26 protein-coding genes, 7 tRNA genes, 1 pseudogene and 1 riboswitch are annotated in these 26032 nt (G+C 64.5%); of the genes and pseudogenes, 17 read left to right on the forward strand and 17 right to left on the reverse strand.

The window, feature by feature from the left end:
- Positions 1 to 57: 57 nt before the first annotated feature.
- Together msrB and OIT41_RS08260 are read right to left on the reverse strand one after the other, a co-directional pair.
- A complete protein-coding gene (msrB, locus tag OIT41_RS08255; protein ID WP_241708291.1) occupies positions 58 to 549 on the reverse strand; it encodes a peptide-methionine (R)-S-oxide reductase MsrB in 492 nt (163 codons plus the stop codon).
- 14 nt (positions 550 to 563) lie between these two features.
- The gene (locus OIT41_RS08260; protein ID WP_241708290.1) at positions 564 to 1055 is read right to left on the reverse strand and encodes a hypothetical protein; all 492 of its coding nucleotides are present in this window, start codon (positions 1053 to 1055) and stop codon (positions 564 to 566) included.
- A gap of 141 nt (positions 1056 to 1196) precedes the next feature.
- On the opposite strand from OIT41_RS08260, the gene OIT41_RS08265 reads away from it, so the two are divergent.
- Positions 1197 to 2447 (forward strand): alpha/beta hydrolase family protein, encoded by a 1251-nt coding sequence (locus tag OIT41_RS08265; RefSeq protein ID WP_241708289.1) that lies wholly within the window; start codon positions 1197 to 1199, stop codon positions 2445 to 2447.
- A 30-nt stretch (positions 2448 to 2477) separates the two neighbouring features.
- Here the strand turns inward: OIT41_RS08265 and ybaK are convergent, their stop codons facing one another.
- The 3 genes from ybaK to OIT41_RS08280 form a co-directional block, all read right to left on the reverse strand.
- Positions 2478 to 2969, reverse strand: coding sequence for a Cys-tRNA(Pro) deacylase (gene ybaK, locus OIT41_RS08270; RefSeq protein WP_264637754.1), 492 nt, complete (start codon positions 2967 to 2969; stop codon positions 2478 to 2480).
- Positions 2970 to 2986: 17 nt separating this feature from the next.
- The gene (locus OIT41_RS08275) at positions 2987 to 3442 is read right to left on the reverse strand and encodes a SufE family protein (protein ID WP_171983380.1); all 456 of its coding nucleotides are present in this window, start codon (positions 3440 to 3442) and stop codon (positions 2987 to 2989) included.
- An 88-nt stretch (positions 3443 to 3530) separates the two neighbouring features.
- Entirely contained in the window at positions 3531 to 4454 is a 924-nt protein-coding gene (locus tag OIT41_RS08280; protein ID WP_078105484.1) for a sulfurtransferase, read from the reverse strand.
- 209 nt (positions 4455 to 4663) lie between these two features.
- Between OIT41_RS08280 and zapE the strand changes: the two genes are divergently transcribed.
- Complete coding sequence (gene zapE, locus OIT41_RS08285; RefSeq protein WP_078105483.1) at positions 4664 to 5701, forward strand: cell division protein ZapE; 1038 nt, start codon at positions 4664 to 4666, stop codon at positions 5699 to 5701.
- Positions 5702 to 5719: 18 nt separating this feature from the next.
- Here zapE and OIT41_RS08290 read toward each other — a convergent pair whose 3' ends face one another.
- From OIT41_RS08290 to OIT41_RS08330, 9 genes and pseudogenes are all read right to left on the reverse strand, one after another.
- Positions 5720 to 6937, reverse strand: coding sequence for a benzoate/H(+) symporter BenE family transporter (locus OIT41_RS08290; protein WP_264637755.1), 1218 nt, complete (start codon positions 6935 to 6937; stop codon positions 5720 to 5722).
- 266 nt (positions 6938 to 7203) lie between these two features.
- Positions 7204 to 7284: pseudogene (locus OIT41_RS20950) on the reverse strand (antitoxin); the annotation flags it as partial.
- 116 nt (positions 7285 to 7400) lie between these two features.
- Positions 7401 to 8831 (reverse strand): amino acid permease, encoded by a 1431-nt coding sequence (locus OIT41_RS08300; protein ID WP_413542317.1) that lies wholly within the window; start codon positions 8829 to 8831, stop codon positions 7401 to 7403.
- Between the two features lie 262 nt (positions 8832 to 9093).
- Positions 9094 to 9169: transfer RNA gene (locus OIT41_RS08305), tRNA-Gly, on the reverse strand.
- 54 nt (positions 9170 to 9223) lie between these two features.
- Positions 9224 to 9298 (reverse strand) — tRNA-Val (locus OIT41_RS08310).
- A gap of 48 nt (positions 9299 to 9346) precedes the next feature.
- A tRNA-Gly gene (locus tag OIT41_RS08315) sits at positions 9347 to 9419 on the reverse strand.
- 54 nt (positions 9420 to 9473) lie between these two features.
- Positions 9474 to 9548, reverse strand: a tRNA-Val gene (locus tag OIT41_RS08320).
- 41 nt (positions 9549 to 9589) lie between these two features.
- Positions 9590 to 9660, reverse strand: a tRNA-Cys gene (locus OIT41_RS08325).
- Between the two features lie 55 nt (positions 9661 to 9715).
- Positions 9716 to 9788 (reverse strand) — tRNA-Gly (locus tag OIT41_RS08330).
- A gap of 236 nt (positions 9789 to 10024) precedes the next feature.
- On the opposite strand from OIT41_RS08330, the gene OIT41_RS08335 reads away from it, so the two are divergent.
- Positions 10025 to 10099, forward strand: a tRNA-Val gene (locus OIT41_RS08335).
- A gap of 71 nt (positions 10100 to 10170) precedes the next feature.
- On the opposite strand, the gene acs is transcribed toward OIT41_RS08335, so the two are convergent.
- The 3 genes from acs to OIT41_RS08350 form a co-directional block, all read right to left on the reverse strand.
- On the reverse strand, positions 10171 to 12150 hold the full coding sequence (gene acs / locus OIT41_RS08340) for an acetate--CoA ligase (RefSeq protein ID WP_264637757.1): 1980 nt from the start codon (positions 12148 to 12150) through the stop codon (positions 10171 to 10173).
- Positions 12151 to 12156: 6 nt separating this feature from the next.
- The gene (locus OIT41_RS08345) at positions 12157 to 12831 is read right to left on the reverse strand and encodes an acetate uptake transporter (protein WP_078105473.1); all 675 of its coding nucleotides are present in this window, start codon (positions 12829 to 12831) and stop codon (positions 12157 to 12159) included.
- A gap of 141 nt (positions 12832 to 12972) precedes the next feature.
- Positions 12973 to 14121 carry a GGDEF domain-containing protein gene (locus OIT41_RS08350; protein WP_264637758.1) on the reverse strand — a complete coding sequence of 383 codons (1149 nt, stop codon included), beginning with the start codon at positions 14119 to 14121 and terminating at the stop codon, positions 12973 to 12975.
- 175 nt (positions 14122 to 14296) lie between these two features.
- Here OIT41_RS08350 and OIT41_RS08355 point away from each other — a divergent pair, with 175 nt between their 5' ends.
- The 14 genes from OIT41_RS08355 to hisF all read left to right on the forward strand — a co-directional run bounded on the left by OIT41_RS08355 (position 14297) and on the right by hisF (position 25963).
- Positions 14297 to 15178 (forward strand): cytochrome, encoded by an 882-nt coding sequence (locus tag OIT41_RS08355; RefSeq protein WP_264637759.1) that lies wholly within the window; start codon positions 14297 to 14299, stop codon positions 15176 to 15178.
- A 50-nt stretch (positions 15179 to 15228) separates the two neighbouring features.
- The gene (gene def / locus OIT41_RS08360; RefSeq protein ID WP_078105470.1) at positions 15229 to 15795 is read left to right on the forward strand and encodes a peptide deformylase; all 567 of its coding nucleotides are present in this window, start codon (positions 15229 to 15231) and stop codon (positions 15793 to 15795) included.
- The gene (fmt, locus tag OIT41_RS08365; protein WP_264637760.1) at positions 15792 to 16712 is read left to right on the forward strand and encodes a methionyl-tRNA formyltransferase; all 921 of its coding nucleotides are present in this window, start codon (positions 15792 to 15794) and stop codon (positions 16710 to 16712) included. Before def ends, fmt begins: the two co-directional genes overlap by 4 nt.
- On the forward strand, positions 16709 to 18259 hold the full coding sequence (locus OIT41_RS08370) for an RsmB/NOP family class I SAM-dependent RNA methyltransferase (RefSeq protein WP_264637761.1): 1551 nt from the start codon (positions 16709 to 16711) through the stop codon (positions 18257 to 18259). The genes fmt and OIT41_RS08370 overlap by 4 nt, the downstream gene beginning before the upstream one ends.
- A gap of 93 nt (positions 18260 to 18352) precedes the next feature.
- On the forward strand, positions 18353 to 19015 hold the full coding sequence (gene rpe / locus OIT41_RS08375; RefSeq protein ID WP_264637762.1) for a ribulose-phosphate 3-epimerase: 663 nt from the start codon (positions 18353 to 18355) through the stop codon (positions 19013 to 19015).
- Positions 19016 to 19114: 99 nt separating this feature from the next.
- A riboswitch (FMN riboswitch) is annotated at positions 19115 to 19268 on the forward strand.
- An 84-nt stretch (positions 19269 to 19352) separates the two neighbouring features.
- Positions 19353 to 20051, forward strand: a complete 699-nt coding sequence (gene pnuC, locus OIT41_RS08380) for a nicotinamide riboside transporter PnuC (protein ID WP_264637763.1) — start codon at positions 19353 to 19355, stop codon at positions 20049 to 20051.
- Entirely contained in the window at positions 20048 to 21199 is a 1152-nt protein-coding gene (ribD, locus tag OIT41_RS08385) for a bifunctional diaminohydroxyphosphoribosylaminopyrimidine deaminase/5-amino-6-(5-phosphoribosylamino)uracil reductase RibD (RefSeq protein WP_264637764.1), read from the forward strand. The genes pnuC and ribD overlap by 4 nt, the downstream gene beginning before the upstream one ends.
- Entirely contained in the window at positions 21199 to 21834 is a 636-nt protein-coding gene (locus OIT41_RS08390; RefSeq protein ID WP_264637765.1) for a riboflavin synthase, read from the forward strand. Before ribD ends, OIT41_RS08390 begins: the two co-directional genes overlap by 1 nt.
- Entirely contained in the window at positions 21831 to 22526 is a 696-nt protein-coding gene (gene ribB / locus OIT41_RS08395; RefSeq protein ID WP_139359513.1) for a 3,4-dihydroxy-2-butanone-4-phosphate synthase, read from the forward strand. Before OIT41_RS08390 ends, ribB begins: the two co-directional genes overlap by 4 nt.
- Positions 22523 to 23224, forward strand: coding sequence for a GTP cyclohydrolase II (ribA, locus tag OIT41_RS08400; RefSeq protein ID WP_241708275.1), 702 nt, complete (start codon positions 22523 to 22525; stop codon positions 23222 to 23224). The genes ribB and ribA overlap by 4 nt, the downstream gene beginning before the upstream one ends.
- Before the next feature lie 37 nt (positions 23225 to 23261).
- Positions 23262 to 23747 carry a 6,7-dimethyl-8-ribityllumazine synthase gene (gene ribH, locus OIT41_RS08405; RefSeq protein WP_264637766.1) on the forward strand — a complete coding sequence of 162 codons (486 nt, stop codon included), beginning with the start codon at positions 23262 to 23264 and terminating at the stop codon, positions 23745 to 23747.
- Between the two features lie 115 nt (positions 23748 to 23862).
- Entirely contained in the window at positions 23863 to 24126 is a 264-nt protein-coding gene (locus OIT41_RS08410; protein ID WP_264637767.1) for a phosphoribosyl-ATP diphosphatase, read from the forward strand.
- Positions 24127 to 24302: 176 nt separating this feature from the next.
- Positions 24303 to 25163: an ATP phosphoribosyltransferase gene (gene hisG / locus OIT41_RS08415; protein ID WP_078105459.1), complete on the forward strand. Its 861-nt coding sequence runs from the start codon at positions 24303 to 24305 to the stop codon at positions 25161 to 25163.
- Positions 25164 to 25186: 23 nt separating this feature from the next.
- Positions 25187 to 25963, forward strand: a complete 777-nt coding sequence (hisF, locus tag OIT41_RS08420; protein ID WP_078105458.1) for an imidazole glycerol phosphate synthase subunit HisF — start codon at positions 25187 to 25189, stop codon at positions 25961 to 25963.
- Positions 25964 to 26032 lie beyond the last annotated feature (69 nt).

The raw sequence follows: 26032 nt of genomic DNA on the forward strand, positions 1-26032 counted from the left end.
CTGGCCGCGGGGGACCGCCGGTAGCTTGTCGTTTGTGTCCGGAGCCGGGGTCCGGATTTACTGCCCTGCCGGGGATTCGACGAGCTTGAGCGAAACGGAGTTGATGCAATACCGCTGGTCAGTCGGCGTGCCGTAGCCCTCGCCCTCGAAAACGTGTCCCAGGTGCGAATCGCACGTGGCGCAACGGACCTCCACCCGTTCCATTCCCAAAGTGCGGTCATGGATGTACCGGACAGTGCCTTCCGCGAGCGGGGCCCAGAAGGACGGCCAGCCGCAATGGGAATCGAATTTCTCATTGCTGGTGAATAGCTCTGCGCCGCACGCCCTGCATTGGTACACGCCCGCTGTATGGGTGTCCCAGTACTCACCGGTGTAAGGGCGTTCCGTTCCGGCCTGGCGGAGGACCCTGAACTCCTCAGGGGTAAGTTCCTCGCGCCACTCCGCGTCCGTTTTCTCCACGCATTGCCCGTCCTTCGGGACGTCCTGGTGGGGAACCCCGGCCAAGGGGTCCGCTGCTTGGAAATATTTCCTGTTGTCTGCAGTGCTCATGCTCTCTCCAACGTTCACGAGTCGCCGATAAATCCCGAGCCGGCATAGAGATGAAGCACGGGCAGCCCCAACTGGTCCTGGGCTTTGTTCGCCCAGTCCGTGTGGAAGGTATCGGCAATCGCGTGCGGGCGGGTGACCACGACGGCCTGTGCCGCGTTGAGTGCCTTGACCTTGGACACCAAGCCCGCCACGGCACCGCCGTCGACGATTTCACCCGTGACGCCGCCACCCAGCCCATCCAAGGCGACGAGGGAAGCCGACAAGGTCTCCGCAGCCTGTGCCCGCTCCGACTGGGGATCCGGTGCCTCCGCGATCAGGTCCCGGAATGCCTTGGCTACGTCAAGCAGTGAGAGGTTCTCGAGGAAGTCGACCAACAAGTGCCGTTCCGTGTTCGACGGCACCAACACCACCAGGGGCGAGTCTCCGCCGTCGATCAGCTTGGCAATATTGACGCGGTCGTCCGGGCCGAGAGGCTCTTCGGTAAGGATCACGATTGGTTCACTCATGGCTACAGCGTAGACCTGAGCTGCGCCGGGAGGCATGGTTTGGTGCGGCAATTCTGTTGTTCCTATGGCGTCGTGTCCCGGGACGAAACGCCACAGGGGGCGCTGTTCGGAACACTGCCCCGCAACCGGGAGAATGGTCATATGGCATCCATGACCCGAGCTGCTCCGACCGTTGAGAACGGCGCGAAAATGTCCGTGCGCGCCAAATGGGCCGTTGCCGGGATCGTTGCCGGAAGCGGCATCGCCGGCTTGCTCGGCGCAGGTTCTTCCGCGCTCGCAGCCTATTTCGCCCGGCGGGTCATCACCCCTTCAACGCGGGAAGCCGACCAGGAAGTGTTGGCGGTGGTGCGCGGCGACAAAGGGCTTCAGGTCATCCTCGCAGCGACCCCCGACACCACCGTCGACGGCGTCTTCAGCCTCTACTTCGCGGGCGGGACGGGGTTCGCGCGGATCGGACGGATCGTGTCCTATTCACCCGCTGAGCGGACGGTGCAGCGCGAAGTCGAGGAAGTCTACAGCGGGGATCTGGCGGCAGCCCGGCGCGCATGGTGGAGCGGTGCAGTCTATGACTCCCCGGCGGCGCTTGGCCTGGATTCGGAAGACATACAGATCGACGTCGAGGGTGGCCACGCCCCTGCGTGGCTGATTCCGTCGGGCGCGGGGGAGCCGGCGAAGGTGTGGGCGATCATGGTCCATGGCCGTGGTGCTACCCGGCTCGAAGGCTTGCGCGCCGTGCGCACCGCTCGCGAACTCGGGCTCGACAGCCTCCTGGTTTCGTACCGGAACGACGGACTGGCACCGTCGGCCCCCGACGGGCGTTACGGCCTGGGGTCCACGGAATGGCACGACGTCGACGCCGCCATTGACTACGCCCTCGCCCAAGGCGCCCACGAGGTGGTCCTGTTCGGTTGGTCGATGGGCGGGGCGATCTGCCTGCAGACGGCCGATCTTTCGCGCAACCGCCACGTGATCAGGGCCATGGTCCTGGACGCGCCGGTCATCGACTGGGTCAACGTCCTGGCACACCACGCACAGATCAACAGGATTCCCTACGCCGTCGGCCGCTACGGACAGCTGATGTTGGGGCACCCTTTGGGCCGGCGCCTCACCGGCCTCGCCGCGCCCGTCGACTTGAAGGCGATGGACTGGGACACCCGTGCCGTCGAACTGCGGACTCCGACGCTCGTGATCCATAGCGTGGATGACGAATACGTTCCCTACGAGCCCTCGGCCAGCCTCGCCGAAAAGAATCCGGACATGGTCACCTTTGAGCCCTTCGACGGCGCCCGCCACACGAAAGAGTGGAACGTGGATCCGCAGAAGTGGGAACGGCTGGTGAGCTCGTGGTTGGCTCCACGGCTCACGCCCCGTGGCGGGCCGGCGTCGGATTGAGAGCCTTGGCGCCCGTGCTCCCTGCGCTTGCTAGGGGCTGCCGATCGGCGCAGTCCGGGCGCCGGTCAGCCGAATAAGGTCTGCGGGATCCAGCTCAATGTCCAGGCCACGGTGTCCACCCGAGACGAGGTTCGTGCCGAAGGCCAGCGCCGATTCGTCGAGCACCGTGGGCGATGCCTGGCGTTGGCCCAGCGGGGAAATTCCACCCAGGACATAGCCGGTGCGTCGCTCGGCCATCTTGGGATCGGCCATGGTGGCCTTCTTGGATCCGAGAGCCGCGGCAATTGCCTTGAGATCCAGCGTGCCACTGACCGGAACGATGCCGACCGCCAGCTTGCCTTCAATGTCCACCATCAAGGTCTTGAAGACCCGCCCGGGATCGATGCCGAGGACCTCGGCTGCCTCGAGGCCATAGCTGGGCGCCGAAGGATCATGCGCATAGGGGTGCAGCGTGAAAGGAACGCCGGCCGCAGCCAGTACGGCTGTGGCCGGCGTTCCCTGTGCAGCCTGTTTCTTGGCCATTCCCGGAGTATCCCGGATCAGGACAACAAGCGGTCTGCCGCGGCGACTTTGCGCTTGATCCGCCCCAGCATGGCCGTCATCCCGCGCATGCGCAGCGGTGTGATGGCCCGGGTGAGGCCCAGCAATTCGGGCATGTCGTCGGGAACAGCCAGGATCTCTGCGGCAGTCAGCCCGTCCAGGCCCTCGTGCAAAACCCCCGCGAAGCCGCGCGTGGTGGGCGCCTCGGGCGGTGCCTTGAAGTACAAACGGTACGCGACGCCGTCGGGGGTCTTTTCCTGCTCAATGGTCAGGAACAGGGGCGACTGGCACTCCACCACTTGCTCCAGGAGCTCGGGGTGGTCCAGCAGCCGTTCCGGCAAGGCCGGGAGCCCGCGCGAGAAATCAAGCAACAGCTGAAGGCGATCGGGCTCGGTCAGTGCCTGGAAGTCATCGACAATTTCCGCCAGTGCGGCGGGCAAGGTATTGGTACTCATCACTTCCAGCTTACGCAGGTCCGGGCCGGTCTGGCTCCCTGTTGCGTCAATATGGCCGCGCCAGGACGGCAAGGCACGGAGGTCCGGACTACTTTCCGGCGAGTGCGGGGACGGAGCCCCGCTCGGCGCCCTTGACGATCGGGACGCGCACTGCATTGCCCCACTCTGTCCAGGAACCGTCGTAGTTGCGGACCGTTTCGAAGCCAAGCAGGTACTTCAGCGCGAACCAGGTGTGGCTGGAACGCTCGCCGATGCGGCAGTAGGCCACGACGTCGTCGCCTTCCGTGAGGCCTGCTTCTCCGAGATAGAGGTCCTCAAGTTCGGTCCGGTTGCGGTAGGTGCCATCTTCGGCAGCGGCGCGTGCCCACGGGATCGAGGCTGCGGTGGGAATGTGGCCTCCACGCAGGGCGCCTTCTTCGGGGTAGGCCGGCATGTGGGTGCGCTGGCCGGTGTATTCCTCGGGGGAGCGGACGTCGATCAGCGGCTTGCCGAAGTGAGCCAGGACATCGTCCTTGAAGGCGCGGATCGGGGCGTCGTTGCGTTCGATCACAGGGTATTCGCCCGCGGCGGGCTGGGGGACGTCGGTGGTGACTTCGCGGCCTTCGGCGATCCACTTGTCGCGGCCGCCGTCCAGGAGCCGGACGTCTTCGTGGCCGAAGAGGGTGAATACCCAGAGGGCGTAAGCGGCCCACCAATTGGACTTGTCGCCGTAGATCACCACGGTGGTGTCACGCGAGATTCCCTTGGCGGCCGCCAAGGCTGCGAACGCTTCACCGTCGACGTAGTCCCGCGTGACTTCATCGTTCAGGTCGGTGTGCCAGTCGATCTTGACTGCCCCCGGGATGTGGCCGGTCTCGTACAGGAGGACGTCTTCGTCGGATTCGACAACAACCAGCTTGCCGTCGCCGAGCGCACCGCCTTCAAGGGCTGCGGCGAGCCACTCGGTGGACACCAGCCGTTCCGGGTGGGCGTACGCGGCGAACTTCTCGTTCTGTTCAACGGGGTAGGACATTGGTATGGCCTTTCACTGACACTTTCACTGACACCGGGCGGCGCCGGGCGATAGGACGTGCCCGGGCATTAATCCCACAGTATCGAGGGCCAGGGACTAAAGCTCCTCCCCGTTCATATGGTGAAATATGGCCTTCATCACGTGTCCGCCCGGGGCGTGTCATTGCCGGTATTCTTGCTGGGGACTTACGACACGAAGAACGGACCGCATTGGTACAGATCGAACAGCTCGTCGCGCGCACGCCGGCGGCCTCAGCGGATGAGATTCTCAAGGGTTTCTACCCTTCGCCACGGTTCGGAGCGGTGTCCTTCAAGAGCTACCGGCCGGATCCGAACCAGCCCAGCCAAGCCGCGGCGGTCAAGGCCCTGGAAGCTTTCGGGGCGACGGTGGGAGCCGGCGACGGAGACGGTCTTTTCAAGCGCCTTTTCAGCAAGAAAGTCAACACCAGGGCCGGGATCTACCTCGACGGCGGATTCGGCGTCGGAAAGACCCACCTGCTGGCTTCCCTGTGGCACTCCGCTCCCGGGCCGAAAGCCTTCGGGACCTTCGTGGAGTACACCAACCTGGTAGGCGCCCTGTCCTTCCGGAAGACCGTGGAGGCTTTGAGCAGCTACAAGCTTGTCTGCATTGACGAATTCGAGCTCGACGATCCGGGCGACACGGTGCTGATGTCGCGCCTCATGCGTGAATTGTCCGACGCCGGTGTGAAGCTCGCTGCCACGTCCAACACTTTGCCTGGTTCACTAGGGGACGGCCGCTTTGCCGCCGTCGACTTCCAACGGGAGATCCAGGTCCTTGCGGACCAGTTCGATGTCGTCAGGATCGACGGAGAAGACTTCAGGCACCGCGGACTGCCCGCAGCCCCGGCACCCTTGAAGACCGAAGACCTTAAGCGGCAGATGCACGCCGAGTTCGATGGCCAGACAGTGGCCGTGGACGATTTCCGCGGCCTGATCGACCACCTCGCGGGTGTCCACCCCAGCCGTTACCGGAAGCTGATCGCAGGAATCGACGCGGTCGTCTGGCGCGATGTCGCAACCATTACGGAGCAGGCCGTTGCCCTGCGCTTCGTGGTGCTGGCCGACCGCCTGTACGACAAGGACGTCCCGATCCTTGCCAGCGGCGTCCCCTTCGACAAGCTCTTCACCGAGGAAATGATGACCGGCGGGTACATGAAGAAGTACTTCCGCGCCGTGTCCCGCCTGACCGCCCTGGCGCGTGAGGGCCAAAACCACGAGCCTTCGTAGGGACCCTGCTGCCCCACTCTAGTTTTGGGGTTCCCTGTCTTTCAGGACCCAACGAACCAGGATTCCGGCGGCGAGTGCCCAGAACGCGGCGCCGATTCCCGCGAAACTGAGGCCCGAGGCTGCGATCAGGAACGTCACGGAGGCTCCGATGCGTTCTTCGGCGACAGCCAGCGCAGAAGCGATGGCGGAGGCCAAGGTGCCCAGCAGGGCCAATCCTGCGACGGCCTCCAGGAGCCCTGGTGGTGCCGCCGCCACGACGGTCACCAGCGCGGCGGAGAACGCTGCCAGCACGAGGTAGGCAAGGCCGGACGTGAAGGCCGCGATCCAGCGCCGGCCCCGGTCCTCACCCGCTTCTTCCCCGGCTGCCAACGCGGCGCTCAGTGCGGCAAGGTTGATCGCATGTCCACCGAAGGGAGCCCCGAGCGCAGTCCCTGCCCCGGTCACCAACATTGTCTGGCGCCACGGGACGGTGTAGCCGAAGGACTTCAGCACAGCCACCCCGGGAATGTTCTGGGATGCCATGGTGACAATGAACAAGGGCAGCGCGACGCCGGCCACCGAGCTCAGCGTGAAAGCGGGGGTGGTCCACTGCAACCCGGGCAACAACCGGTTCGTGGGAATGCCCGCACCGTTGGCCACGATATAGAGTCCAATGACGGCCAACGCCACCAACAATGCGGCAGGGACCGACCAGCGGGGCGCCAGCTTCATCATGACGAGCCAGCAGAGGATCACGGGAGCCACCAGCAGGGGAGCGGTGCCCAAGGCCTTGAACGGGGCAAGGCAGAGGGACAGGAGCACTCCGGCCAGCATCGCCTGGGCGAGGGCCGTGGGAATCTTCGCCATCAGCTTGCCGAGAGCCGGAATGAGCCCCGTCAGGGCGATCAGCACCCCGGCCACAAGGAAGGCGCCGACGGCGGCCGGCCACCCGCCGTCGGGCACTCCGGCTCCTGCCAGCAAAGCGGCGCCGGGCGTCGACCACGCGAGCGTAACCGGCACGCGCGAGCGCCAGGACAGCCAGAGCACTCCGACCCCGAAGGTGAGAGTGAGGGCAAGCAGCCCGCTGGCGGCCTGTTCCTGAGTGGCCCCCATCGCCCTGAGGCCTGCGAGCACCACTGCGAAGGATGAAGTGAAGCCGACCAGCGCGGTCACGATTCCGGCCACAAGCGGACGGGAGAGCTGCCGCGAAGCGGGCGCTGGACGTGTCTGTCCGGTGTGGAGAGGTGACGCTGGCATAGTCCCTCACGTTACCGGAGCCGCGGCCCGTCTGCCGAGGACGCGGCGGTTAAACGCCAAGGGCACCGGCGGCGCCTCGCGGCGGGACCGGTGCCCCGTTGACGTAACTGTATTCGGGAGCTCTGGCCGGTTGAACCGGCTACGGAGCCTCATTGGCGGAGGGAGCTGTCCGGGCCGAAGCCCTTACAGCAAACCGTCGAGGTTGCCCACGAACCTGGAAGCGGCTCTCTGAACCGCATCTAGTCGTCGATAAAATCGGCGGCCTATTCGATGCCATCCTTGATGGCTTCTTCATTGCCACCAACGAGGTCCTGAACTTTGCCCTTCAGATCGTCAAATAATCCCACGGGCACCTCCTTTCCATCCCGGAGCCAGTTCGCTCCTCCGTTTTCGATCCTAACCCGAGACCTTGGAGGTGCCAAGGGAAAATTTGACTGGGATGTCAAATGCCTCTTGGAGGGGGTCACAGCTGGGCCTCGTGGGCAGAAAGCTCCTGATGGCGGGGACTGTCCGGGTTCATCAGGGAATGCTTGCGGCCGTAGCTGAAATAGATCACGAGTCCGATGGCCAGCCACACGACAAAGCGCAGCCAGGTTTCCCAACGCAACTGCGTCATGAGGAAGGCTGACGCAAGCATGCCGAATGCCGGAACCACGGGCATGAACGGCAGCCGGAAGGTACGCGGCGCGTCGGGCTTCTTGTACCGAAAGATGATGACCGAGAGGCAAACGACGACGAACGCGGCCAGGATACCGATGTTGGTCAGGTCCGCAACTGCCTTGATGGGGAACACTCCCGCCAAGAATGCCGACGCAAGGCCTGCAATCCACGTGACACGCTGCGGGGTGCCATGGCGGTCCGTCTTCGCAAACCAGCCCGGGAGCAGGCCGTCACGGCTCATGGAGAACCAAACACGGGTAACGCCGAGGAGGAAGGTCAACATGACGGTGAGGATGGACAGGACGGCGAACACCGAGATGATGGTCGCGATGACAGGCAGGCCAACACCGCTGAAGGCGGAGGCGAAACCGGCCGTCGGGTTGATGTCCTTGTAATTCTGCATGCCGGTGAGCACCAGCGTCGCCGCAACGTAAAGGAGCATTGCGATGACAAGCGAGAGCACGATCGCCTTGGGCATGTGCTTCTTGCCGTCCTTGGCTTCCTCGGCCGCGGTGCTCATGGCGTCGTAGCCGAACACGGCGAAGAACACGGTGGCCGAACCGGCCACCACCGGGCCGAAACCGCTGGGCATGAACGGGTTGTAGTTGTTGGTGTTGATGTAGAAGATGCCGAGGCCGATGATGAACAGGATCAGGACCACCTTGATGGCCACCGCCACCAGCTCGAAGCGGCCGAAGGCCTTGGTTCCACGGGACAGGATCCAGGTGACCAGCAAACAGACCAGGATGGCAGGTAGGTTGATGATGCCGCCGTGCCCCTCGTCCGCCGTCGAGGTCATCCACGCCGGCATGTGGACGCCGATCCCGGAAAGGAACGCGTCGAAGTATCCGGAAATGCCGATCGCGACGACGGCGACGATTGCGATGTACTCCAGCAGGAGGTCCCAGCCGATGAACCATCCGATGACCTCGCCGAGGGCAACGTAGCCGTAGGTGTAGGCGGATCCCGCGCGGGGAATCATCCCGGCGAATTCGGCGTAGGAAAGTGCTGCGGCCGCTGAGGCAAGCCCCGCGACGAGGAACGAAATCAGCACAGCGGGGCCGACGCCCGGCGTGTCCGCGCTTCCGTGCGCCACGAGACCAGCCAGGGAGAAGATCCCGACGCCGATGATGCCGCCGACGCCGATTGCAGTCAGTTGCCAGAGGCCCAGGCTTTTGAAGAGTCCGCTGTGCTTACTTTCCTCCTCGATGTCATCAATGGGTTTCTTCCTCATGATCGAACGGACGAGTGTTTGTTGATTCACTGTGTGCTCCTGCCTTGCGGCGTTGGCGAATGACTGCCCGAAGAAAAGTATGCGATCCGAATCACATTGGATAAAGTGATTTTTGCTGAGTAGTATCGATCAGTTTTGCCGATCCTTCCGACATGCGGACCCCGTAGGCGAGCGTCCAGGGCACAAAAAAAGCAGCTCCGGCGGAGCTGCTTGGATAGATGTCCCTGCTTTAGGCCAGCGGAACCGGGCCGGGATAGGGGAGTGGAGCGGACGACGAGATTCGAACTCGCGACATCCACCTTGGCAAGGTGGTGCTCTACCAGCTGAGCTACGTCCGCACATGATGCGTTCCGGCGGGCCGGACCTTCATCAACAAGCAAGTTGCCTTGCCTTGGTGGGCGATACTGGGATCGAACCAGTGACCTCTTCCGTGTCAGGGAAGCGCGCTACCGCTGCGCCAATCGCCCGGATCGGCATAAGCCGGCCGGCCCGTTTCCGGGACCTTAAAATACGAGAGCGGACGACGAGATTCGAACTCGCGACATCCACCTTGGCAAGGTGGTGCTCTACCAGCTGAGCTACGTCCGCACATGATGCGTTCCGGCGGGCCGGACCTTCATCAACAAGCAAGTTGCCTTGCCTTGGTGGGCGATACTGGGATCGAACCAGTGACCTCTTCCGTGTCAGGGAAGCGCGCTACCGCTGCGCCAATCGCCCAAATGCAATCCGGCCTGGACCGGAAACCAAGGTTTTCACCGAGGTGGGTACGGGATTCGAACCCGTGTATACGGCTTTGCAGGCCGCTGCCTCGCCTCTCGGCCAACCCACCGTGTAAGCACGATTCCTGAGGTTCCAAGAACTCAATGCCGTGACAGTGTCCTGCGAGCGGACGACGAGATTCGAACTCGCGACATCCACCTTGGCAAGGTGGTGCTCTACCAGCTGAGCTACGTCCGCATGTCTTCTTGGACGGCCTGTCCGCAGCGGGCATTCCGTCGCTTTCCGACGAGTAAAAACTCTATAGGAGGTTCCGGGAAACTCCAAATCGATCTGCCCGAATCGTACGCAATGAGCGATAGTTCCTTGGATTGGCGCGGATTTTGCGAGTTACACCAATGTGATTCACACGCATTTTCGCGGTGGTTGCCCCGATTTTTGAATTCCGGCCGGGGTCGGTTAGTCTTCTTGTGCACGGGCGATTGGCGCAGTGGTAGCGCGCTTCGTTCACACCGAAGAGGTCACTGGTTCGAACCCAGTATCGCCCACCAGGAAAGGGAGCTCCTCCGGCCGCGGAAACGCAGGTCGGAGGAGCTCCCTTTTGTTGTCCGGATGCCACAGGCTAGCGCTTCCCTCCAGCTCCTCCCGGCATCCCGGCCTTGATCAGGTCCATGACCGACGAGTCCGCCAAGGTCGTGACATCCCCGATCGGCCGGTCCTGTGCGACGTCCTTGAGCAGCCGCCTCATGATCTTCCCGGACCGGGTCTTGGGCAGTTCAGCCACCACCATGATCTGGCGGGGCCGGGCGATTTTGCCGATTTCCCTGGCAACATGCTCACGCAGCTCCTGCACCACTTCCGGGCCGCCGTCGCCCGCCTCGCTGCGGAGGATGACGAAGGCGACGATCGCTTGCCCCGTGGTTTCGTCGGTGGCGCCGACGACGGCGGCTTCCGCGACTTTCGCATGCGACACCAGTGCCGATTCGATTTCCGTCGTCGAGAGCCGGTGCCCTGCCACGTTCATCACATCGTCGACCCGGCCCAGAAGCCAGATATCTCCGTCTTCGTCCTTCTTCGAACCGTCTCCTGTGAAGTAGAGACCCGGGAACCGTGACCAGTAGGTCTCCACGTACCGCTCGTCGTCGCCCCAGATGGTGCGCAGCATGGAGGGCCACGGCGCCTTCAGCACCAGATAGCCGCCGGAACCGTTGGCAACCGGCGCCCCCGCGTCATCCACGACGTCGGCCACGATCCCGGGCAGGGCTTTCATGGCGGCACCCGGCTTGCCCGCCGTAACTCCAGGGAGCGGACTGATCATGATGGACCCGGTCTCGGTCTGCCACCAGGTGTCCACAACCGGAGTGCGGTTGTGCCCGATGTTCTCCCGGTACCAGATGTACGCTGCCGGGTTGATCGGCTCGCCCACCGTCCCGATCACACGCAGGCTCCCGAGGCTGTACTTTGCCGGTATCTGGGCGCCCCACTTCATGAATGTGCGGATCGCGGTGGGGGCGCAATAGAGAATCGAAACTTTGTACTTGTCGATGATTTCCCACCAGCGGCCTTGGTGCGGGGTATCGGGAGTCCCTTCGTACAGCACGGAGGTGGCGCCATTGGCCAGGGGACCGTACACGATGTAGCTGTGCCCGGTGACCCATCCGATGTCCGCCGCTGTCCAGAAAATGTCGGAGGACGCTTTCAGGTCGAACACAGCCCAATGCGTGTAGGCGCACGCCGTGAGGTAGCCGCCGGTGGTGTGCAGAATGCCCTTGGGCTTGCCGGTTGTCCCCGAGGTGTACATCACGTACAGCGGATGCTCGGCATCGAAAGCTTCGGCCTGGTGGTCAGTGGACGCCAACTCAACCGACTCATGCCACCAGATATCCCTCCCCTGGATCCAGTCGATCTCCTGGCCTGTGCGTCTGACCACGAGGACGTTGCGGACGTCCGGGCAGTCCAGCAGGGCCTCGTCGACGGCGGGCTTCAGCCCGGTTGCCTTGCCGCGGCGGTAGGCGCCGTCGGAGGTGATGACGATCCGCGCGTCGCAGTCGTGGATCCGCGTCCGCAGGGCGTCCGCGGAGAACCCGCCGAAGACGACAGTGTGCGGAGCCCCGATCCGGGCGCAAGCCAGCATCGCCACGATGGTCTCCGGGATCATCGGCATGTAGATGGCCACCCGGTCTCCTGCCGTGACGCCCAAATCAGTCAACGTATTCGCTGCCTGGCGGACCATGTCAGTGAGCTGGGCATAGGTGATGGTGCGGGTATCTCCGCCTTCCCCTTCGAAGTAGTAGGCGATTTTGTCTCCGCGGCCGGCGACGACATGCCGGTCCAGGCAGTTGTAGGCTGCGTTCAGCTTGCCCCCGACGAACCATTTGGCGAATGGCGGGTTGGACCAGTCCAGGACCTCTGACCATTTTTGCGACCAGTCCAGCCGCTCCGCCTGCCTCGCCCAGAAAGCCAGCCTGTCGGCGTCGGCCTCTTCGTAGTCCGACGCCGTGGCGTTGGCTTGGGCGGTAAAGCCGGCTTCCGGGGGGAATCGCCGTTGTTCGTGCAGCAGGTTTGCGAGGGTTTCATCCGGTTCTGTCGGGTAGTCGGCCATCACCGGTCACCGTGGTCCCACGGGAAGCAGGACTCGTTTGAACGTAAAGTTCGCGACCACCGCGAGGGAGCAGTACCAGGCGATGAGCGCAGTCACAATGCCCAGCCAGCCGCCGAGCATCGTCATGGCGGCGGACGCGGCGAAGGCGCCGATGAACAGGGCGATGAAGGTCAGCGTCAGGGCAACGAAAACCGCGAAGACGCCCATGCTGACACGCCACGCGGCAATGGTCATGTAGGCGGTGAAGATGGCCCACGCCAGCAGGTAGAGGCCGACGCCCTTGCCGGCGTCCGCCGGTGGAAGGCCGGCCGCGCTGAACTGGGCCAGGAACCAGAAGGACAGCCAGAACGCCCCGTACGAGCAGAAGGCCGTCGCGCCGAAGACGTTGCGGTTGGCAAATTCCCAGATCCCGGCGCCGAACTGTGCGAGGCCGCCGTAGAAGAGAGCCAACCCAAGGACCACGGGTTCGTCGCCCTTGGCGATCAGGCCGGCATTGACGACGCTCAAGACAAAAGTGGTCAACGCGAATGCGCCCAAACCCAAGGCTGCAGGATCGGCAAACGGGGGACTGGCGCTCGCCTGCGGGGATGCCGCAACACTCTGGGCTGAGAGGGGGTTTCCAGCCCGGTGACCACTATCGGCCGGGGTGGTTCCCGCGGCAGAACTTGATTCGATACTCATGGCACGACTCCTTGGTCAGCACCAGCACCATCACTGGTGTCGCATATCAGGTTACACCTGAGTATGCAAGTCACAATCGAAACCCCGTGTGGTTCAAATCACAGTATCTTGTGATGTAAGTCACACGTGGGAGCTTCGCTGTTATCCGCGGGGCGCTGCCCTGACCACCCTGTTCCTTCCGAGTGACTTGGCTTCGTAGAGGGCCGCGTCTGCAGCGGCAATCATCGCGGTGAGGTCGACGGCGTCGAACCCGGTGGAGGTGACTCCGTAACTCACGGTAGGAATGTGGATGTCCTCGAGGTCTTTGCGTGCCGCCAAGGCACGATTGATGTCGGCCGCGATGCTTTCGGCCCGTTCCTGGCTGGCTCCCGGCAAAAGCAGGATGAACTCTTCGCCCCCGTATCGTCCGACCAGGTCGGTGGATCGTACCGACTCGTTGCACGCAGCCGCGAATGCCTGCAGCGCGGCGTCGCCGGCGGCATGGCCGTACTCATCGTTGATCGCCTTGAAGTGGTCCAGGTCGGCCAGGATCAAGGAAGCGACCGAGCTTGAAGCGTGGAGGCGCTCGAGTTCCTGGGTGGCCAGGTCCATGAAAGTGCCACGGTTGAGAAGCCCGGTCAGGTTGTCGCGGGCAGCGCGCTCACTGAGCCGGTTGATCAGCTGATCGTTGCTGAGGGCGGTCATGCTGAAGGACACGGCAACCAGGAGTACCAGCGTGACGAGGCTGGCAATCGACGGGCCAAAATACATCCGGAAGGTCGGGCCGGTGGGACCTTCGACGAGGTAAACGGCAAGGCGGCAAAAATAGTAGGCGGCAAGGAAACCGGCGGCCAAGGCCATCGACTTGTGCACATGGGAGTAGCTGGAATCCAGGCGCCACAGATCGCGGGACGCCAAAGCGATGCCCAGCGTCATGAACCCCAGATATACCAAGCCTCCGGACCAGGTGTTGTAACCGGGGCTCTCCAACACGGAGGCAAGGGCCGTGACTCCACACGCAGTAGCAAACTGCCATTTGGGGGGCGGCAGCATCCTCAAGGACCGGGCGCCGGTCCACACGCTCAGCGCGCCCGCCACCAACAGGACGTTCCCCGAGGGATTCGCCCAGACTTGATGTGGCGTCCCGTTGAGGAGGAAGGCCAGGTTTCCAGCCAGGAAGCACAGGAGTGCGATGCACCACCACCCGTTGTAGGACGATCGCGTGCGCCTGAAGGATGCATAGAACAAAAGGAGCAGCGTCAGGGCGACAACGCCAAGGGCGACTCGCAGGGTTGTTATATCGAGGACCAAGATTTGCTCCCGTAGCCGAGGACGTGACCAATTATGGCACCGTGAGTCACAGAACCAAGTGCACCATGCGTACGGTCTTGTTAACTAGCGCGCTAAATAGCGCGCCCGGGACGTCCCGTGCTCGGCCACAAAGGCTCCGCGTCTTCTTGTCAGCGGTGTGTGAAAGAGTTTTCCCATGACAGATCCACTGCTTGCCCATGCCACCGAATACGGCCGGATGTATGCCCGGTCCACGTCCGAGGCCTTCTCGGTTCCTTCCATCACCACGGTGATCGGCCAGCAGGCCCATTCCCTGGACGGCTGGTTCGGCTACATGGGTGCCAGCAGCTTGGCGAAAGACCCCGAACTCCCGCAGCACCTTTCCAGTCCTGCCAAGTTGAGGCAGGCGGTCAACAAAGCCGCCAAGGCAGCGGAGGTGTACCGGGACGACGCTGCGCGCCGCGGAGACCGCGTGCACAACTACTGCGAGCAAGTGGCGCTCCGCGCCCTCGGACGCCCGCACCGCGTGAAGGAAACACTCGATGAGCTCGTTTCACACGGAGAGGAAGCATTCGCGGCCCGCTTCGATGAATGGTGGGAGTTGTACCGGGTGGAACCCATCGCGCCCGAGATCACCGTGTGGAACGCCAGCGTGGGCTACGCAGGAACCCTGGACCTCGTGGCCAAAATCAATGGCAGGGTCTGCCTGATCGACTACAAGACCAAAGGCACCACCCGCGATGGAACGGTGAAACCCCTCGATGACAAGGTGGTCATGCAGCTTGTCGCGGGAATGAAAGCCGAGGAGAGCCTTGTGGATCCAGTGGCAGGGGAGTGGGAGCCGTGGAAATACGGTGAAAACCCGGTTCTCCTCGCGGTGGCTATCGGCCAGACCGAAGTGCGTCCCCAGCGGGCCAACCCGGACGTCCTCAAACACCATTGGTGGAAGTTCTGCGCCTTGAAGAGAGTGTGGGAGATGTCTGCCGACGTGGCCGCAGCCGGAACGGCGCTGCTCCCTGTGGCTCCGCCGTCGTACCCTGCCGCCACGGCATCCGCAGGCTCAACTAAACTGGCCTAGGCCCCTTTTGCCGGGACCGAAGCTTCGCCGATCGTGAGGAAAGACAGCACATGGCCATTTTGAGTATCCGTATCATCGGCGATCCCGTGCTCCGCACAGTTGCTGATCCAGTCACGGAATTCGGGCCTGAGCTCGCCAAACTTGTGTCGGACATGACCGAGACCATGGAAGACGTGGACGGTGCAGGGCTCGCCGCGCCGCAGGTCGGCGTGAGCCAGCGGGTCTTCACCTACCGGATCGGCGGCGTGGAAGGCCACATCATCAACCCCGTGCTCGAGAGCAGCGATGATTTCCAGCCCGACGAAGTGGAAGGCTGCCTCTCCATTCCCGGACTCGCGTTCCCGGTCCGCCGCCGCAGGACCACCCGTGCCACCGGCGTGGACCTGCACGGCAATCCCGTGTCCGTCGAGGCGGAGGGCATGCTTGCCCGCTGCTTCCAGCACGAGACCGACCACCTTGACGGGATCCTGTTCACTGACCGCCTCGAGGGTGAGGACCGGAAAACCGCCCTCCGGGCCATCCGCGCGGCGGACTACCACTCCGTGACCGAACGGACCACCGCCAAGAGGGCCAACACCGTGGGCTCCAGCTTCGGCAGCTTCGGCGCCGCCGAATGAGGGTGCTCTTCGCCGGCACTCCGGCCGTCGCCGTACCGTCCCTTGACGCGCTGATCGAGGCGGGTTTCGAGGTCGTGGCGGTGCTGACCAGGCCGGATGCCCCGACCGGCCGCAAACGGATCCTGACGCCGTCGCCCGTGGCAGCACGTGCCGCTAAGCTCGGCATCGACATCATCCACGCCTCCAAGGTGGACGCCGGGACAACGGAGCGGATCGCTTCATATGAGCCGGACGTCGCCGCAATCGTGGCCTATGGAGGCCTTGTCCCCAAAGCCGCACTCGGTGTTCCGCGCCACGGCTGGATCAACCTCCACTTCTCCCTGCTCCCCGCCTGGCGGGGCGCCGCACCGGTCCAACGCTCAGTCATCGCCGGCGATGACATCACCGGGGCGGCCACCTTCCACCTGGAAGAAGGACTCGACACCGGGCCGGTTTTCGGGACGTTGACGGAAACCGTCCGCCCCGAAGACACAGCGGGCGACTTGCTGGAACGGCTCTCCCGCAGCGGCGCGGTCCTGCTCACCCAGACTCTGTCCGCCGTCGAGTCCGGCAGTGCGGCTCCGGTGCCCCAGCAAGGCGACGTTTCGCTCGCGCCCAAACTGACGCTCGACGACGGCCGGCTCGACTGGAGGCAACCGGCCCTCGCCATCAACCGCAGGGCCCGGGGGGTCACCCCCGAACCGGGAGCGTGGACCATGCTCGACGGGCAGCGGGTCAAGCTGGAACCCGTGGGATTGCGCCCGGACATCCGGGACCTTGCACCCGGCAAGATCCGGATTGACGGCAAGAACGTCCTGGTCGGGACCGGATCCCATGCGGTGCAGCTCGGGCAGATCCAGCCTGCGGGCAAAAAGATGATGCCGTCGGCCGATTGGGCCCGTGGTTTGGCAACACCAGAAAGCGTGGAATTCGAATGAATGAGTCCGGCCGGCGCGGCTCCGACAACAGTGGGAACAGGGACGGCGGTAGCCACGGCAACCGCGGTCCCCGCGGCGAAAGCAGCCGCAACGCCCAAGGCCGCGAACGCAACAGGGGCCCGCAACGCGGTTTCACCACCAACGCACCGTCCCAGCGGACCCGACGCGCGGATCCGGCGCGACTGGTGGCCTTCGAAGTCTTGCGCGCGGTCGCTTCGGAAGACGCGTATGCGAACCTCGTGCTGCCCTCACGGATCCGCCACCACCACCTCGACAAGCGCGACGCCGGATTCGCCACCGAACTGAGCTACGGAGCGCTGCGCGGCCAAGGAATGTACGACGCCGTCCTGGCCGAGTGTGTCGACCGGCCGCTCGACCAACTCGATCCGGCAGTCCTGGATGCATTGCGGCTGGGTGCCCACCAATTGCTCGCCATGCGCGTTCCTGCGCACGCAGCCCTCGACCAGACTGTCGGGCTGGCCCGCGCGGTCATCGGGGCCGGCCCGTCGTCGCTCATCAACGCCGTGCTCCGAAAAGTCACCGCCCGGACGCTCCCGGAGTGGCTCGACCACCTGCTGGAGAACGAGACCGACGAAACCAGGATCGCCTCCATACGCCATGCGCACCCGGAATGGATCGTCAGGGCGCTGCGCCAGTCGCTCGTCATGCATGGCCGTCCCGCGAGTGAAATCACCGAACTGCTCGAAGCCGACAACGCCGCCCCTGTGGTGAACCTCGTGGCGCTTCCCGGCATCGGCAACCTCGATGAAGCCCTGGAGGACGGGGCCACTCCCGGTGAACTCGTGATCGACTCGGCGCTGTCCAGCGGCGGCGACCTGGGGCGCATGTCCTCCATCCGCGAGGGCACCACGCGCGTCCAGGACGTCGGATCGCAGCTGGTAGCCCGCGCCGTCGCGGGTGTGGACCTCGGACAGGCCACCCAAGACGGCGAGAAATGGCTGGACCTGTGTGCCGGTCCAGGCGGCAAGGCCGCGCTGCTGGCAGCCCTCGCCCACCAGGAAGGTGCGACCCTCCTGGCCAACGAACCGGCGGAACACCGGGCCAAGCTGGTCAGCCAAGCCCTCTCTGCGGTTCCCGCGGGCTCCTGGACAGTGAGGGTTGGCGACGGCCGCGACGTCGGCACGGAACAACCGGGGGGCTTCGACCGCGTGCTGGTCGACGTTCCCTGCAGCGGCCTGGGCGCCCTGCGGCGCAGGCCCGAGTCGCGCTGGCGCCGGACCCCCAAGGACCTTGCCGATCTCGGACCGCTGCAGCGTGAATTGCTCAATTCGGCCATCGACGCCGTCAAACCGGGCGGAGTGGTGGCGTACGTGACGTGCTCCCCGCACCCGGCCGAAACCACCGCCGTCGTCAGCGATGTCCTGCGCAAGCGGGACGACTTGGAGCAGATCGACGCCGGTGCGGCCCTGGACGCTGTCAGCCTGAGCGGCAACCTCGGCGCCGGGCACGAGTTGACCGCCCAGCTGTGGCCGCACGTGCATCAAACCGACGCGATGTTCCTGGCGCTGATCCGGAAGAAGCCGTAACCTTCGGCGCCTTTCCCCGGCTGAACGTCCCGCGTACCTAAGCTGGAGAATTGCCACAACCACCAGACCGCCACCAACACTGAGGGAACTGCCTTGACTGAGTGCTGTATCAACCCGAGCATCCTGTCCGCGGACTTCGTGAACCTGGAAGCCGAGCTGAAGAGAATCAGCAACGCCGACGCCGTCCACGTCGATGTCATGGACAACCATTTTGTGCCGAACCTGACGCTCGGCCTTCCGGTGGTGGAGCGGATCCAGGCCGTGAGCCCGGTGCCGCTCGACGCCCACCTGATGATCTCCGACGCCGACCGCTGGGCACCGGCCTACGCCGACGCAGGCGTGGCTTCCGTGACTTTCCACGCGGAAGCGGCGATGGCTCCCATCAAGCTCGCGCGTGAGCTCCGTGCCCGCGGTGCGAAGGCAGGCATGGCCCTCCGTCCGGCCACTCCGGTGGAACCGTACCTGGACATGCTCAGCGAACTGGACATGCTCCTCATCATGACCGTGGAGCCTGGCTTCGGCGGGCAGTCGTTCCTCGACGTGACCCTGCCGAAGATCCGGCGGGCGCGGGCGGCGATCGAGGGCTCGGGTATCGGCGTCGCCATCCAGGTCGACGGCGGCGTCACCGAGGAGACCATTGTCCGGGCAGCAGAAGCCGGTGCGAATGTGTTCGTTGCGGGCTCCGCGGTGTACGGACATGAGGACCCCGCTGCCGCCATTGAGCGGCTCCGGGCGGCAGGCCTCGCGGCAATGTGACCGGACGCGCGGCAATGTGACAACAATGACGCAATGGCATGCATATTGCACCGGGAATACATCGTCCATGCCTCCAGTTGTGTCAGAATAGCAACACACATACGTGCTCCGGGGTCGGTGTAATTCCGAACCGGCGGTTATAGTCCGCGACCCGCGAGCCATCGCGTTCCCTCACGGGATTCTCGACGGCGGACGGTTGAACTGGTGGAACTCCAGTACCGACAGTTAAAGTCTGGATGGGAGAAGCACGTACAGTCATGCTTGGGCGTTTCGTGCGCCCGGCATCGCGCTGTCGTACACCCCCGGAGCCATCGCGGCATTCGAGGGAAGGAACGACATGGACTTTCTGCGATGGCTCTTCGAAGCACAGATTCCCGTAGGCGGATCTGTGCTTGTTCTTCGCGAAGTGCTAGGCAACATTTTCGGGCTCGCCAGCGCCCTGGGCGGCATGCGCCGCAAAGTCTGGGCATGGCCCATCGGAATCGCGGGCAACCTGCTCCTGCTCACGGTCTTTCTGGGCAACGTCTTCGGCGCCGCCTCGCCGGCAACCCTGTGGGGCCAGGCCGGACGCCAGATCATGTTCATTACGGTCGCCGTCTACGGCTGGTACCGCTGGCGCCGGGGACTCGAAGCAGGCGCGCATGGCCACGCCATCGTGCCCGGCTGGGCAAGCCCCGCAGCGCGGGTCGGCATGGTGGCCGCCATGATTGCGGGAACAGCCGCACTCACTCCCGTCTTCGCTTCCATGGGTTCCTACCCCCCTGTGTGGGCGGACGCCTGGACCTTCATGGGTTCACTCCTGGCGACGTATGGCATGGCGCGCGGCTGGACCGAATTCTGGCTGATCTGGGTCGCCGTGGATATTGTGGGCGTTCCCTTGCTTTTCAGCGCGGGCTATTTTGCCAGCGCCTTCATGTACCTCTTTTACGGGTTCTTCACCCTTGCCGGATTCTTCGTCTGGTGGCGCGCAGACCGACGTGAAAGCCGGCGGCTCAGGCCAACGCCCGAGCCGGAAACCGCAGGAGCCCTCTCATGAGCGACGCTATTGAAGCGAATTTTTCGGAAGCTGAGTCCGCGGCCATGGAGACGGCGCTGCACGTGGCCCTGCGGGGACACCGTGGTGCCAATCCCTTGGTGGGTGCGGTTGTGCTCGGGTCCAACGGAGAACAGCTCATCACGGGTTACCACCGCGGCGCAGGCACGCCACATGCCGAGGCGGATGCGATCGCCAAGGCGAAGGCGAAAGGCCTCGACCTCGCGGGAACAACCATGGTGGTGACCTTGGAGCCTTGCAACCACGTAGGTCGCACAGGACCGTGCACCACTGCGATCATTGACGCCGGCATATCACGGGTGGTTTACGCCGTCGATGATCCCCACGATCCAGCCGCTGGCGGTTCCGGCAGGCTGCGCGCTGCCGGCGTGGATGTGCGGTCCGGGCTCGCCGCGGCCGAGGCTTTGAAGCTGAACCGCGAGTGGTTCAACGCGGTGGACGCCAGGCGCCCCTTCGTCACGCTCCACATTGCCCAGACCCTCGACAGCAGGATCGCGGCCGCCGACGGAACCAGCCAATGGATCTCCAGCCCTGAATCGCTTGCCGACAACCACGGATTGCGGCGCCTGATCGACGCCATTCTTGTGGGCACCGAGACCGTCCTGGTGGACAACCCTCGCCTGACGGCGCGGGAGAGTGACGGCGTGGAATCGCCAAGCCAGCCGCTCCGGGCCGTCATGGGGCTGCGGGAGGTCCCGGCCGATGCCGCCGTGCGGGGGACTGACGGCAAGTTCATCCATTTGCCGACCCGCGACCCGTCAGAGGCCTTGGAGTTGCTGTTCGCCGAAGGCGTCCGGCACGTCATGGTGGAAGGCGGCTCCCGCATCCTGAGCGGCTTCCTCGCCGCCGGCCTGGTGGATGAACTGATCGTCTATCTTGCGCCCACCCTGTTGGGTGCCGGTACGCCTGCCCTCATGGATCTCGGCATCTCCACCCTCGCCGACGCCCAGCACTGGAACTGGGACGACGCCGGTGGCGGCGCGGTCCATGCGCTGGGCCGGGACCTCAGGCTGCATTTGAGGTCCGGACCATCGGACGGAAACAAACCGGCCTGGAGCAAGTCGCACACCGAACACCACGAACCATTTCCGGGCAAGGACGCCTCGGACACCACCACAGGAGGACACTGATGTTTACCGGAATCGTCGCTGAACAAGGCACGGTGCTGTCCGTCGAGCACGACGGCGAGGCCAGCGCCACGCTGCGCCTCACGGCCCCGAGCACCACCGAAGGCCTTGGCTTGGGCGGCTCCATCGCGGTCAATGGCGTGTGCCTCACCGCAACGGACATCGACGGCCGGGAGTTCAGCGTCGACGTCATGGGCGAAACCCTCGTCCGCACCACTATCGGCGAGCTTGCCGCCGGTGATTCGGTGAACCTTGAGCGTTGTGTCCAGGCGGGCGGCCGCTTGGACGGCCACGTCGTGCAGGGCCACGTCGACGGCGTCGGGCAGCTTCTGGAGCGCGAGTCGCTGGGTAACTGGGACCGCCTCCGCTTTGCCGTGCCGGCCCCGCTGGCACGGTACATCGCCGAAAAGGGCTCGATCGCCGTCGACGGCGTTTCACTCACCGTCACTGCCGTCAGCCCGGCCGAAGAAGTGAACCCCTGGTTTGAGGTGGGACTCATTCCCACCACGCTGGACGAAACCGGGCTCGGGGCCAAGGCCACGGGCGGGCGCGTCAACCTTGAGGTGGACGTCCTCGCGAAATACACCGAGCGACTGCTCTCCTTCGGTTCGGCAACCGCCGCTGGGTCTGCCCAGTGAGCGCCGCACACAACGGCAGTACCGCAGTGGTGCGCCAGGGGCTGGACCCGGTGGAGAAGGCCGTCAAGGCCATGGCAGCCGGCCGTCCCGTCATCGTGGTGGACAATGAAGACCGCGAAAACGAAGGCGACATCATCTTCGCCGCCGAACACGCGACGCCTGCCCTCATGGGCTGGACCATCCGCTACAGCTCGGGAGTCATTTGCGTTCCCCTCGAGGAGTCGCGGGCCGATGCCCTGGCGCTGCCGCCCATGGTCCTGGTCAACGAAGACGCCAAAGGCACGGCGTACACGGTGTCCTGTGATGCTGCGCTGGGCGTAAGCACCGGCATTTCCGCCACGGACAGGGCCCTGACCGCCCGGATTCTGGCTGATTCCAGCAGCACTCCGTCCTCGATCACACGGCCCGGGCATATTTTTCCGCTCCGGGCCGTTAAGGGGGGAGTGCGTGAACGTCCGGGACACACGGAGGCGGCAGTTGATCTCTGCAGGCTTGCGGGGCTCGCCCCGGTGGGCGTGATCGCCGAATTGGTACATGACGATGGTGAAATGATGCGCCTGGACAGCCTCCGGGAGTTCGCTGCCGAGCATGGATGTCCTCTGATTTCGATCGAGGACCTCGTGGCTTATGTTGTAGCGTCGGAGGCGGGGCACCAGGTTGCAATTCCGGCAGGAAACGAGGAGCAGCGATGACCACAGCGACAACGCAGGACGGCGGCACGCCCGCGCGCGCAACGCATCCCGTGAGCGGCGGCCCGATTGTCCAGCTACCCACCGCCTTCGGTGAGTTCGTGGCACAGGCGTGGACCGACCTCGCCACCGGGGCAGAGCACCTGGCGGTGAGTTCCCCGAAAGCGCCGCTTGCCGGCAAGCCTCCCCTGGTGCGTCTGCATTCCGAGTGCCTCACGGGCGACGTTTTCGGTTCGTACCGCTGCGATTGCGGAGAACAGCTGGCCTACGCCCTGGAACTCATCCGCGAAGAGGGCGGGACTCTCCTCTACCTTCGTGGACAGGAGGGCCGCGGCATCGGCCTTGCCAACAAGATCAAGGCCTACGCCCTGCAGGAGGCCGGATTCGACACGGTCGAGGCCAACGAGCAGCTGGGGCTCCCCGTGGACGCCCGCTGCTACAAGGCCGCCGCCCAGATCCTTGCCGAAATGGGCCTTCATGAAATCCGGCTCCTGAGCAACAACCCGGACAAGCAGAACCGGCTTGCCGCGGCCGGCGTGAAGGTGGTCGAGATGGTGCCCACCGAGGTCCCGTCCCGGGAAGAAAACCTTCGGTACCTCCAGACCAAGAAGGACCGCATGGACCACCGCCTCACCCTCGGTGACGCTGAACCGGCCGGCACGCACGCAACTGCCGGCACGTTTGACCTCGAACAAGACTGAACTTCACCCTTAAGACTGAACGGATCACCACACACCCATGAGCGGACACGGCGCCCCTACCATCGACCTCACCACCCTCAATCCCGAGGAAACCCACCAGCTGAAACTCGCCATCGTGGCTGCCAGTTGGCACACCCAGATCATGGACGGCCTTCTCGACGGCGCGCTGCGTGCCGCCAAGGAAGCCTGCATCGCCGAGCCCACCGTGCTGCGCGTCCCGGGATCCTTTGAGCTTCCCGTCGCAGCTGCACGGCTCGCGCCGCACTTCGACGCCGTCGTTGCCCTCGGCGTCGTCATCCGCGGAGGCACGCCGCACTTCGACTACGTGTGCCAGGCGGCGACGTCGGGACTCACCGAAGTAAGCGTCCGCACCGGCGTGCCGGTGGGCTTCGGCGTGCTCACCTGCGACACCGAGCAGCAGGGCCTGGACCGCGCCGGGCTGGACGGCTCGTCCGAGGACAAAGGCCACGAAGCCGTGACCGCTGCGCTCTCCACTGCGCTGACCCTCAAGCAGTACGCCTAACAGCGACGAAAGGGATGTGGGCGTGCCGGCACACGTTGTGCGTTCGCTCACATCCCTTCCGTCATTCAATGACCCGACAGGCGGTCACCGGCCCCGAGCAAGTAGGCTGTAGGGCGTGAAGAATTTCGAGACGCTGTTCGCAGAACTGAGCGAAAAGGCAGCGACCCGTCCGGTAGGCTCCCGCACCGTGGCCGAATTGGACTCCGGAATCCACGGCATCGGCAAGAAGGTCGTGGAGGAAGCCGCCGAAGTCTGGATGGCTGCAGAGTATGAATCCGATGAAGCCGCAGCCGAGGAAATCTCCCAGTTGCTCTACCACCTGCAGGTCCTGATGCTCGCCAAGGGTCTGGGCCTGGAAGACGTTTACAAGCATCTCTAGCCACGTCCGCTCGGTCCGGACCTGAAAAGGTCCTGGCAGAGCCCAGCGTGGCCCCCGCTGACTGCGCCGTCTCTTCCGGGAAAGGTCTCTTCCGGGACCCGTTCCGCGGAAGAAAAAAACAGCGCCGTGAGCACAATGCCTGAAACTTCCCCTTCCACTTCCCAAGAAAGTCCCCCATGCTGCGAGTAGCCGTCCCCAACAAGGGCTCCCTGTCCGAAGCCGCCTCCGCGATGCTGACCGAGGCGGGATACCGCCAGCGCCGCGACACCCGTGAACTGGTCATGGTCGATCCCGACAACGACATTGAGTTCTTCTTCCTCCGCCCCCGCGACATCGCCGTGTATGTAGGCCAGGGCACCCTCGACGTCGGTATCACCGGCCGCGACCTCCTCCTGGACGCGCAGGTCGAAGCAGAAGAGCTCCTTCCCCTTGGCTTTGCCGCGTCCACCTTCCGTTTCGCCGGGCCTGTCGGCGACTTCACCGGCGTCGAGCAGCTTGAAGGCAAGCGCCTCGCCACGAGCTACGACGGCCTCCTGCGCGACTACCTCGCCGAGCGCGGCGTCAAAGCCAAGGTGGTCCGCCTTGACGGTGCCGTCGAGTCTTCCGTGCGTCTCGGCGTCGCCGACGCGATCGCTGACGTCGTCGAAACCGGCAACACGCTCAAGGCTGCCGGAATGGAGATCTTCGGAGAGCCCATCCTCAAGTCCGAAGCCGTCCTGATCCGGCGCACCGGCGAGGGTGGTGCGGCAAACGGCACGGCGAAGGAGATCGAGGTCCTGATCCGGCGCCTGCAGGGCGTTCTCGTCGCCCGTCAGTACGTCCTCATGGACTACGACATCCGCAAGGACCTTGTGGAAGAAGCCGCCACCCTCACCCCGGGCCTCGAATCGCCCACAGTGTCGCCGCTGCGCGACTCGGATTGGGTTGCCGTCCGTTCCATGGTTCCGAAAAAGGAAACCAACCGGATCATGGACGAGCTGTACGACCTCGGCGCCCGCGCCATCCTGGTCAGCAGCATCCACGCCTGCCGCATCTGACACGAGACCATCGAGGAGCAGCAATGGCTGTAGCAGTACGGGTCATCCCTTGTTTGGATGTCGACGCCGGCCGTGTGGTGAAGGGCATCAATTTCGAGGGTCTGCGCGACGCCGGAGACCCCGTGGAGCTTGCGCACCGCTATGACAACGCCGGGGCGGACGAACTCACGTTCCTTGACGTCACGGCGTCGTCGGGCAACCGGGAAACCACGTTCGACGTCGTTCGCCGCACCGCCGAGGAAGTCTTCATCCCGCTGACCGTCGGCGGTGGCGTCCGGGGCGTGGCCGAAGTGGACAAGCTCCTGCGTTTCGGCGCGGACAAGGCCTCCATCAACACGGCCGCCGTCGCCCGCCCTGACGTCATCGACGAGATCACCCGCCACTTCGGATCGCAGGTGCTGGTCCTGTCGGTTGACGCGCGGCGGACCAGGCCCGGCTCCGAGCCCACGGCGTCCGGCTTCGAGGTGACCACGCACGGTGGACGCCAAGGGACCGGAATCGACGCCATTGCGTGGGCCAAGGAAGCCGCGGACCGCGGTGTGGGGGAGATCCTCCTGAATTCGATCGACGCCGACGGTACCAAGGACGGCTTCGACCTGGAACTCATCCGCCTGGTCCGTGCGGCCGTCCACATTCCGATCATCGCCTCCGGCGGTGCCGGCAAACCGGCGCATTTCCCGCCGGCTGTTGAAGCAGGTGCCGACGCCGTGTTGGCCGCGTCAGTGTTTCACTTCGGCCCGGATGACATGATCGCCCAGGTCAAAGCCGCGATCCGCGAAGCAGGCTTCCTGGTCCGCTAGCGGGTCTCAACCCAACTGACTCGCAGTTGTTGTCGTTTTGAGCGCTCATAACGACAACAACTGCGAGTC

Source organism: Arthrobacter sp. YA7-1 (assembly GCF_025960325.1).
Taxonomy (GTDB): domain Bacteria; phylum Actinomycetota; class Actinomycetes; order Actinomycetales; family Micrococcaceae; genus Arthrobacter; species Arthrobacter bambusae_A.

Coding starts and splice junctions, on each gene's coding strand:
- msrB (WP_241708291.1), bottom strand. CDS start 549: ATGAGCACTGCAGACAACAGGAAATATTTCCAAGCAGCGGACCCCTTG.
- OIT41_RS08260 (WP_241708290.1), bottom strand. CDS start 1,055: ATGAGTGAACCAATCGTGATCCTTACCGAAGAGCCTCTCGGCCCGGAC.
- OIT41_RS08265 (WP_241708289.1), top strand. CDS start 1,197: ATGGCATCCATGACCCGAGCTGCTCCGACCGTTGAGAACGGCGCGAAA.
- ybaK (WP_264637754.1), bottom strand. CDS start 2,969: ATGGCCAAGAAACAGGCTGCACAGGGAACGCCGGCCACAGCCGTACTG.
- OIT41_RS08275 (WP_171983380.1), bottom strand. CDS start 3,442: ATGAGTACCAATACCTTGCCCGCCGCACTGGCGGAAATTGTCGATGAC.
- OIT41_RS08280 (WP_078105484.1), bottom strand. CDS start 4,454: ATGTCCTACCCCGTTGAACAGAACGAGAAGTTCGCCGCGTACGCCCAC.
- OIT41_RS08290 (WP_264637755.1), bottom strand. CDS start 6,937: ATGCCAGCGTCACCTCTCCACACCGGACAGACACGTCCAGCGCCCGCT.
- OIT41_RS08300 (WP_413542317.1), bottom strand. CDS start 8,831: ATGAGGAAGAAACCCATTGATGACATCGAGGAGGAAAGTAAGCACAGC.
- acs (WP_264637757.1), bottom strand. CDS start 12,150: ATGGCCGACTACCCGACAGAACCGGATGAAACCCTCGCAAACCTGCTG.
- OIT41_RS08345 (WP_078105473.1), bottom strand. CDS start 12,831: ATGAGTATCGAATCAAGTTCTGCCGCGGGAACCACCCCGGCCGATAGT.
- OIT41_RS08355 (WP_264637759.1), top strand. CDS start 14,297: ATGACAGATCCACTGCTTGCCCATGCCACCGAATACGGCCGGATGTAT.
- def (WP_078105470.1), top strand. CDS start 15,229: ATGGCCATTTTGAGTATCCGTATCATCGGCGATCCCGTGCTCCGCACA.
- fmt (WP_264637760.1), top strand. CDS start 15,792: ATGAGGGTGCTCTTCGCCGGCACTCCGGCCGTCGCCGTACCGTCCCTT.
- OIT41_RS08370 (WP_264637761.1), top strand. CDS start 16,709: ATGAATGAGTCCGGCCGGCGCGGCTCCGACAACAGTGGGAACAGGGAC.
- pnuC (WP_264637763.1), top strand. CDS start 19,353: ATGGACTTTCTGCGATGGCTCTTCGAAGCACAGATTCCCGTAGGCGGA.
- ribD (WP_264637764.1), top strand. CDS start 20,048: ATGAGCGACGCTATTGAAGCGAATTTTTCGGAAGCTGAGTCCGCGGCC.
- OIT41_RS08390 (WP_264637765.1), top strand. CDS start 21,199: ATGTTTACCGGAATCGTCGCTGAACAAGGCACGGTGCTGTCCGTCGAG.
- ribA (WP_241708275.1), top strand. CDS start 22,523: ATGACCACAGCGACAACGCAGGACGGCGGCACGCCCGCGCGCGCAACG.
- ribH (WP_264637766.1), top strand. CDS start 23,262: ATGAGCGGACACGGCGCCCCTACCATCGACCTCACCACCCTCAATCCC.
- hisG (WP_078105459.1), top strand. CDS start 24,303: ATGCTGCGAGTAGCCGTCCCCAACAAGGGCTCCCTGTCCGAAGCCGCC.
- hisF (WP_078105458.1), top strand. CDS start 25,187: ATGGCTGTAGCAGTACGGGTCATCCCTTGTTTGGATGTCGACGCCGGC.